This is a genomic window from Pseudomonas sp. P110(2024), assembly GCF_057480795.1.
In genome coordinates this window covers 158,056-165,811 of the sequence record NZ_JBLIYT010000014.1, presented here as the reverse complement: position 1 = coordinate 165,811, position 7,756 = coordinate 158,056, and the positions used below count along the sequence as shown (strand labels likewise).

At 61.7% G+C, this 7,756-nt stretch carries 8 protein-coding genes; all 8 read right to left on the bottom strand.

The annotated features are described in order from the left end of the window. Window positions 1-239: 239 nt before the first annotated feature. Window positions 240-848, bottom strand: coding sequence for a protein-methionine-sulfoxide reductase heme-binding subunit MsrQ (msrQ, locus tag AC25ND_RS21835; RefSeq protein WP_028691213.1), 609 nt, complete (start codon window positions 846-848; stop codon window positions 240-242). Continuing rightward, on the bottom strand, window positions 848-1,861 hold the full coding sequence (gene msrP, locus AC25ND_RS21830) for a protein-methionine-sulfoxide reductase catalytic subunit MsrP (protein WP_486976584.1): 1,014 nt from the start codon (window positions 1,859-1,861) through the stop codon (window positions 848-850). The genes msrQ and msrP overlap by 1 nt, the downstream gene beginning before the upstream one ends. A gap of 77 nt (window positions 1,862-1,938) precedes the next feature. After that, entirely contained in the window at window positions 1,939-2,790 is an 852-nt protein-coding gene (gene pssA, locus AC25ND_RS21825; RefSeq protein WP_028691215.1) for a CDP-diacylglycerol--serine O-phosphatidyltransferase, read from the bottom strand. A gap of 151 nt (window positions 2,791-2,941) precedes the next feature. Then, complete coding sequence (gene ilvC / locus AC25ND_RS21820; protein WP_028691216.1) at window positions 2,942-3,958, bottom strand: ketol-acid reductoisomerase; 1,017 nt, start codon at window positions 3,956-3,958, stop codon at window positions 2,942-2,944. Between the two features lie 54 nt (window positions 3,959-4,012). Then, the gene (gene ilvN / locus AC25ND_RS21815; protein ID WP_003250040.1) at window positions 4,013-4,504 is read right to left on the bottom strand and encodes an acetolactate synthase small subunit; all 492 of its coding nucleotides are present in this window, start codon (window positions 4,502-4,504) and stop codon (window positions 4,013-4,015) included. 1 nt (window position 4,505) lies between these two features. Further along, window positions 4,506-6,230, bottom strand: a complete 1,725-nt coding sequence (locus AC25ND_RS21810; RefSeq protein ID WP_028691217.1) for an acetolactate synthase 3 large subunit — start codon at window positions 6,228-6,230, stop codon at window positions 4,506-4,508. Between the two features lie 407 nt (window positions 6,231-6,637). Beyond that, window positions 6,638-6,970: a YqcC family protein gene (locus AC25ND_RS21805; protein WP_062360937.1), complete on the bottom strand. Its 333-nt coding sequence runs from the start codon at window positions 6,968-6,970 to the stop codon at window positions 6,638-6,640. After that, window positions 6,967-7,746 carry a tetratricopeptide repeat protein gene (locus tag AC25ND_RS21800; RefSeq protein ID WP_028691219.1) on the bottom strand — a complete coding sequence of 260 codons (780 nt, stop codon included), beginning with the start codon at window positions 7,744-7,746 and terminating at the stop codon, window positions 6,967-6,969. The genes AC25ND_RS21805 and AC25ND_RS21800 overlap by 4 nt, the downstream gene beginning before the upstream one ends. Window positions 7,747-7,756 lie beyond the last annotated feature (10 nt).

The window sequence follows — 7,756 nt, the reverse complement described above, 5'->3', positions numbered from 1 at the left end:
TCACTTCAAACACTTGACTCGCTGCGATCTCTCGTAGCGGGAGGCGAATCATACAGCGTTACAACCTGCTGTCAACTGCCTTTTTCACCGCTGCCGATCAGATGATCGAAGCACCTCCGATACCACCTGAAACATTCAACCTATTGATTAACAAGAGGTTTTTCGTTTCGACTACGTCGGAAGTGGGGCGCATTGTAAGGGAATCTGAGAGGGCGTCAAGCTTTTATTAAAGAAAGATTTCAGGCCGCCCTCCCCCGCCCCATCAATCGTGGAACACGCCGCCATACCGGGGGAATGCGCAGCACCAGCAGCAAGACTCCGATAGCGGCATACACCGCCCATTCCTTCAGGTCCGAGCGCACGATCCACAGGAAGTGCAACAGCCCCAGCCCGAGAATCACATAGACCAGCCTGTGCAGCTTTTTCCACCGCGCCCCCAGGCGCCGCTGGCTGTACCGGTTGGAGGTAACCGCAAGCGCCAGCAGGCCAAGGAAACCCAAGGCGCCAACAATGATGTAGGGCCGCTTGCGCAGCTCGACGCCGAACTGCCCCCAATCCAGCCCCAGGATGAACACCATGTACGCCGTCATGTGCAGGACTATATAAGCAAAGCACCACAGCCCCAGCTGGCGCCGCACCACAATCCACCCCGACCACCCCGTCAGCCGCTGCAGCGGCGTCATGCCCAGGGTGATAAGCAAAAACACCAACGCCCCCAAACCAAGTCGGTCCATCATGATCTTCCCAGGATCCGGCCCAAGCAGCCCCATGGCAGCTTCATAGAACCACCACAGTGGAAATAGGCACCCCACGACGAAGATCGCCAGACGAAACCAGGGATAGCGCATCAGTAGTTCTTCCGCAGGTCGAGACCGGTATAGAGCGACGCCACTTCATCGGCATAGCCGTTGAACATCAGCGTATCGCGCACATTGGGACTGAACAGCCCGCTGGGCAAGCGGCGCTCCCGCGCCTGGGTCCAGCGCGGGTGGTCGACCGTCGGGTTGACGTTGGCATAGAAGCCGTATTCGTCCGGCGCCAGCCCCTGCCAGGTGGTCTGCGGCTGCTCCGCGACCAGGCTGATGCGCACGATCGACTTGATGCTCTTGAATCCGTACTTCCATGGCACCACCAGGCGCAGCGGCGCGCCGTTCTGGTTGGGCAGCTCGCGGCCATACATGCCCACCGCCAGAATCGCCAACCGGTTCATCGCCTCATCCAGGCGCAAGCCCTCCACATACGGCCAGTTGATCAGGGCGAAGCCGGAACGCTGGCCGGGCATGCTCTTGGGGTCTTCCAGGGTTTCGAAACGGATGTAGCGCGCCTTCGAGGTAGGCTCGACCTGTTTGAGCACCTGCGCCAAGGGGAAGCCCAACCAGGGAATCACCATCGACCAGGCCTCCACGCAGCGCAGGCGGTAGATCCGCTCCTCGAGCTGGTAAGGCTTGATGAAGTCCTCCAGCGCATAGCGCCCAGGCTTGGCCACCTCGCCATCGACCACCAGGCTCCAGGGTTCGGTCTTCAGACCGCCGGCATTGGCCGACGGATCGCCCTTGTCGGGGCCGAACTCATAGAAGTTGTTGTAGTGGGTGGCGTCCTTGAACGGCGTGATCGCTTCGCCACTGACGGTGATCGCCTGCCAGCGGGTGCTGGCCAGCTTGTCGCTGAACCAGCCGGGGGCGGCACCGCCCTCGACATCGGCATAGCGGGACACCTCGGCAGCCGCGCCCAACCGCGGCAACGCGCCCAGGGCCACGCCCGCCAGGCCTGCGCCTAGCAAGGTGCGACGGGAGAAGTAGATGGATTCGGGGGTGATCTCCGACGCTTTGCAGTCGGATGGTCGGGGAAGCTTGATGAGCATGGCGGCTCCACAGTACGGGTCACTGATGTACACGTAAGACTATGGAGCCTGCAGGTTATTCCGCGATTAAATCCTTGTCAGGATTTACGACGGCGCGCCCGCAACAGGAACTGGATCGGCCCCGATGCAGCATAGGCAAGGAAGATCAGCAGCAGGATGCGCGGCGGATCGCTGAACACCACGGCGAACACCAGCACCACGGCGAGGATGGCGACGAAGGGCACGCGACCCTTGAGGTCGAGTTCCTTGAAGCTGTTGTACTTGATGTTGCTGACCATCAGCATGCCCGCGGCCGCCACCAGCAGCGCCACCAGGAACGACAGCTTGGAGCCCTGGATGCCGTAGTCGCTGAACGCCCAGACGGTACCAGCCACCACGCCGGCCGCCGCTGGGCTGGCCAGGCCGATGAAGTAGCGCTTGTCGGCGGTGCCGACCTGGGTGTTGAAACGCGCCAGGCGCAGCGCGGCGCCGGCCACATAGATGAAGGCGACCATCCAGCCGACCTTGCCCATGTCCCCCAGTGCCCAGCCGAACGCCAGCAACGCCGGGGCCACGCCGAAGGCGACCATGTCCGACAGCGAGTCGTACTCGGCGCCGAAGGCACTTTGCGTATTGGTCATGCGGGCCACGCGGCCATCGAGGCCGTCGAGGACCATGGCGACGAAGATCGCGATGGCGGCGAAGGCGAAATACTTGCTCGCCTCCCGTGGATCACCCGCGCTCAGGGCGCTCTGCGCGCTCATCGAGCTGATGATGGAATAGAAGCCGGCGAACAGGTTCGCGGTGGTGAACAGGTTGGGCAGCAGATAGATACCGCGGTGACGCACCTTGCGCCCTTCGGCGTCGTGACCTTCTTCAACGTGCTCATCGACAGGTAGCAGGCTTTCGGCGTCGGAGGGCTTGTTCGGCTCTTCGGGACGTTCGCTCATGAAAAGTACCTTGCAACAGGGTGGAATATGTTCGACATGGGCTCGGCAAAACCGTTCTAACAGCGAGCCACTGGTCGCTTTATACCAGAAGCTGACCGCGCAAACGAAAAAACGCGGCCGAAGCCGCGTTTTTCATTTATTGACGCAAGACTCAGTTCTTGGTCTTGTCGACAATCTTGTTGGCCGAGATCCAAGGCATCATCGAACGCAGTTGCTCGCCGATGATTTCGATGCCGTGGGCGGCGTTGTTGCGACGCTTGGCGGTCATCGAAGGATAGTTGGTGGCGCCTTCGCTGATGAACATCTTCGCGTACTCGCCGTCCTGGATGCGCTTGAGGGCATTGCGCATGGCCTTGCGGGATTCTTCGTTGATGACTTCTGGGCCGGTGACGTACTCACCGTACTCGGCGTTGTTGGAGATCGAGTAGTTCATGTTGGCGATACCGCCTTCGTACATGAGGTCGACGATCAGCTTCAGCTCGTGCAGGCACTCGAAGTAGGCCATTTCCGGGGCGTAGCCCGCTTCGACCAGGGTCTCGAAACCGGCCTTGACCAGTTCCACGGTACCGCCGCACAGAACAGCCTGCTCACCGAACAGGTCGGTTTCGGTCTCGTCCTTGAAGGTGGTTTCGATGATGCCGGTACGGCCGCCACCGACGCCAGCGGCGTAGGACAGGGCGACGTTCTTGGCGTTGCCCGAGGCGTCCTGGTAGACAGCGATCAGGTCAGGGATGCCGCCGCCCTTGACGAACTCGGAGCGCACGGTGTGGCCCGGGGCCTTCGGCGCGATCATGATCACGTCGAGGTCGGCACGCGGAACGACTTGGTTGTAGTGGATCGAGAAGCCGTGGGAGAAGGCCAGGGTGGCGCCCTTCTTGATGTTCGGCTCGATCTCGTTCTTGTACAGCTGGCCCTGGAATTCGTCCGGGGTGAGGATCATGACCAGGTCGGCAGCGGCGACGGCGGTAGCCACGTCAGCCACTTTCAGGCCGTGGGCTTCTGCCTTGGCAACGGTGGCCGACCCTTTACGCAGACCGACGGTAACGTCCACACCGGAGTCCTTCAGGTTGCACGCCTGGGCGTGACCTTGCGAACCGTAACCGATGATGGCGACTTTCTTGCCCTGGATGATGGAAAGGTCGCAGTCTTTGTCGTAGAAAACTTTCATGAAAATACCCCTGTTATATCTCGGCCCCAGCGGAGCCATCGCTAGTTTTTGAAGTTAGATGCTGAGCACTTTGTCGCCACGGGCAATGCCGGTGACGCCACTGCGCACGGTTTCGAGAATCGATGCGGTGCCGATGGCCTGGATGAAGCTGTCCAGCTTGTCGCTGGTGCCGCTCAGCTGCACGGTGTACACGCTGGCGGTCACGTCGACGATCTGGCCACGGAAGATATCCGTGGTGCGCTTGATTTCGGCGCGCTGGGCACCGGTGGCCTTGACCTTGACCAGCATCAGTTCGCGCTCGATGTGGGCGCTTTCCGACAGGTCCACAAGCTTGACCACTTCGACCAGCTTGTTCAGGTTCTTGGTGATCTGCTCGATCACCTCGTCATGGCCAACGGTGGTCAGCGTCAGACGCGACAGAGTCGGGTCTTCGGTCGGTGCCACGGTCAGGCTTTCAATGTTGTAGTTGCGCTGGGAGAACAGACCGACCACGCGAGACAAGGCACCGGGTTCGTTTTCCAGCAGCAGGGAGATGATGTGCCGCATATCAGGTACGCTCCGTCTTGCTCAGCCACATGTCACGCATCGAGCCGTCCTTGATCTGCATCGGATAGACGTGCTCGGTCCGGTCGACCGCGATGTCGATGAACACCAGGCGGTCCTTCATCGCGAAAGCCTCTTCCAGTTTCGGCTTGAGGTCTTTCAGGCTGGTGATGCGGATGCCCACATGGCCATAGGCCTCGGCCAGCTTGACGAAGTCCGGCAGCGACTCGACGTAGGAGTGCGAGTGGCGACCGTTGTAGGCCATGTCCTGCCATTGGCGGACCATGCCCAGCACACCGTTGTTCAGGTTCACGATCTTCACCGGCAGGCCGTACTGCATGCAGGTGGACAGCTCCTGGATGTTCATCTGGATGCTGCCTTCACCGGTGACGCAGGCCACGTCCTGGTCAGGGAAGTTGAGCTTGATGCCCATGGCCGCCGGGAAACCGAAGCCCATGGTGCCCAGGCCACCGGAGTTGATCCAGCGGTTGGGTTTGTTGAAGCGATAGTACTGCGCCGCGAACATCTGGTGCTGGCCCACGTCGGAGGTGACGAAGGCATCGCCTTTTGTCACTTCGCACAGGGTCTCGATCACCTGCTGCGGCTTGATGAGGTTGCCGTCGCCCTTGTCGTAGGGGAACAGTGCACCGTCGCCGCGCCATTCGTCGATCTGCTTCCACCAGGCATCCAGCGCCGCCTTGTCGGGTTGCTCGCCGATCTCCTTGAGGATGGTGAGCATCTCGCTCAACACGCTCTCGACCGGGCCGACGATCGGCACATCGGCCTTGATCATCTTGGAGATCGACGCCGGGTCGATGTCGATGTGGATGATCTTGGCGTTCGGGCAGAACTTGGCCGGGCCGTTGACCACGCGGTCGTCGAACCGCGCGCCGACGGCGAAGATCACGTCGGCGTGGTGCATGGCCATGTTGGCGGTGTAGCTGCCGTGCATGCCGAGCATGCCGAGGAACTGGCGATCGGTGCCCGGGAAGCCGCCGAGGCCCATCAAGGTGTTGGTGACCGGCAGGTTCAGCGACTTGGCGATTTCGGTGAGGGCTTCGGAGCCGCCGCCGAGGATCACGCCACCACCGGAGTAGACGATCGGGCGCTTGGCCGCCAGGAGCATCTCGGCCGCCTTGCGGATCTGCCCGGAGTGACCACGAACAGCCGGGCTATACGAACGCAACTTGACCTTTTTCGGGTAGATGTACTCGAACTTCTCGGCCGGGTTGGTCATATCTTTTGGAATATCGACCACCACCGGGCCGGGACGGCCGGACTGCGCAAGATAGAAGGCTTTTTTCAGGACTTCGGGGATTTCCGAGGCGTGCTTGATCATGAAGCTGTGCTTCACGATCGGCCGGGAGATACCGATCATGTCGGTTTCCTGGAACGCGTCGGTGCCGACCATGGTGCTGGGCACCTGGCCAGACAGGATGACCATCGGAATGGAATCCATGTAGGCGGTGGCAATGCCGGTGATGGCATTGGTCGCGCCCGGACCGGAAGTCACCAGGACCACGCCGGCCTTGCCGGTGGCACGGGCGTAACCGTCCGCCATATGGGTGGCAGCCTGCTCGTGACGGACCAGGATGTGCTGGACTTCCGGTTCCTTGAACAGGGCATCGTAAACATGAAGGAGAGCACCGCCAGGGTACCCGTAGATGTGCTTAACGCCTTCGTCACGCAAGAAGCGGACGACCATCTCAGCGCCAGATAAAAGCTCCACGTTGTTCACCTCTAAAACGCCAGAATACCGCCCTCACTGAGCGGGTCTTAATAGGTTTACTGCCAAGCAGAGCATGAGCGAACGTCAGCACTGACTGAGCAAGTATTGGGAGTGCCCTGGTGTGTTGCGGGCCTTCCCACCCAGCGCGAGGTAACGCGTTGCGGGGTGTTACAAGTCGGCGCGGGTGTGCGCCTCATGATCTGCTTAGCGGGTCTGCTTCTGGCAGTCCCTCTACAGCGGAATCTGGATTCTTGTGATTCGGCGCGCACAAGTCAAGAGAAATTATTGCCAATTTTTCCGCAAGATGAATCTCCGCCACCACTAAAAAGGCCGGCAGCAGCAGATATAAGAAGATTTTCATAAAAAAGGGCCACAATCTGCGGCCCTTGATGGAAAAAGAGAAGAAATCAGGCGGAGGGGCTGATCAAATGGTCGAATGCTGCCAACAGGCGCCGTAGCTCGCGGCTTTGTTCCGGACGGTCGACAAACACCGTCTCGGCCATGACCAGGATGCCCGAGGCATTGGGCAGCGGGTGACCGTGCTCGAGAATCAGTTTCATCTGCGGCAGGAAGATCCACTGCAGCCACTGCTCGAAGGCCATGCTGTCGACGGCGAACGGCACCACGCTGGCCAGCGCCTCGGCGCTGGGCGTGGCATCACTCCACCAACCCTGGACCTTGAGCTCGCGCTCGATCAGCAGCAGGTGGTCGGCGATATCGAGGATGCGCTGCTCCATCACAGGTTGACCCGCGCCTTCTGCCGCGCCAGGGCGGCACCTGCGCTGTCACCTTGCTTCTCGCGGGCCTGGGCGATGGTGTTCCACAGCTGGGCCTGCAGGTCTGGGCGACCGTTGGCGTAGGTCAGCGCACGGCGTGCCAGTTGCTCGGACTGCGCCGCATCGCCCTGGGACAGGCGCACCTGAGCCAGGCGGAACAGCACCTGCGGCTCACGCGGGGCGATGCGCTGGGCACGCTCCAGGCTCGACGCGGCGCCGTTGAAGTCGCCACTGCCCTGCTGCTGCTGGGCGGTGGTCAGCAGCGCCAGCACCGGGCCGTCGAGCTGTTCGTCGGCGGACAGGCCGCCGCCGGACGTGTTGCCACGCGGGATACCGGTCGGGGCACTGGTCACCGGCGCCGGATTGCTCATCGAGGCGATATCGAACGGCTCGTCGGCGATCGGGTTGGGGTTGGTCGTGATCGGGCCGCTGCTGACCGGGCCCGGGGTGATCGGGCCGGTGCTGATCGGCGCCGGCCCGGTGCCTGCCGGGAACGACTGGATCGGCGCGCCGCCGGTCCCTTGCGGGATCATCACGGTGACGCCGGAGTCTTCCGGCAATGACTGGGCCTGGCTGCTGCCACCGCTGGTCGGATAGGCCGACGTGCGGTTGGCCGAGACGCGCTCGCTGTTGGAGACCCGGGTGCTCGAATCGACCACCGGAATGTTGCCACGCGGGACGCTGGCACAGCCGTGCAGCACGGTCACTGCCGCCACGGCAGGAATCCACCACTTGTTCACTTCACACCCT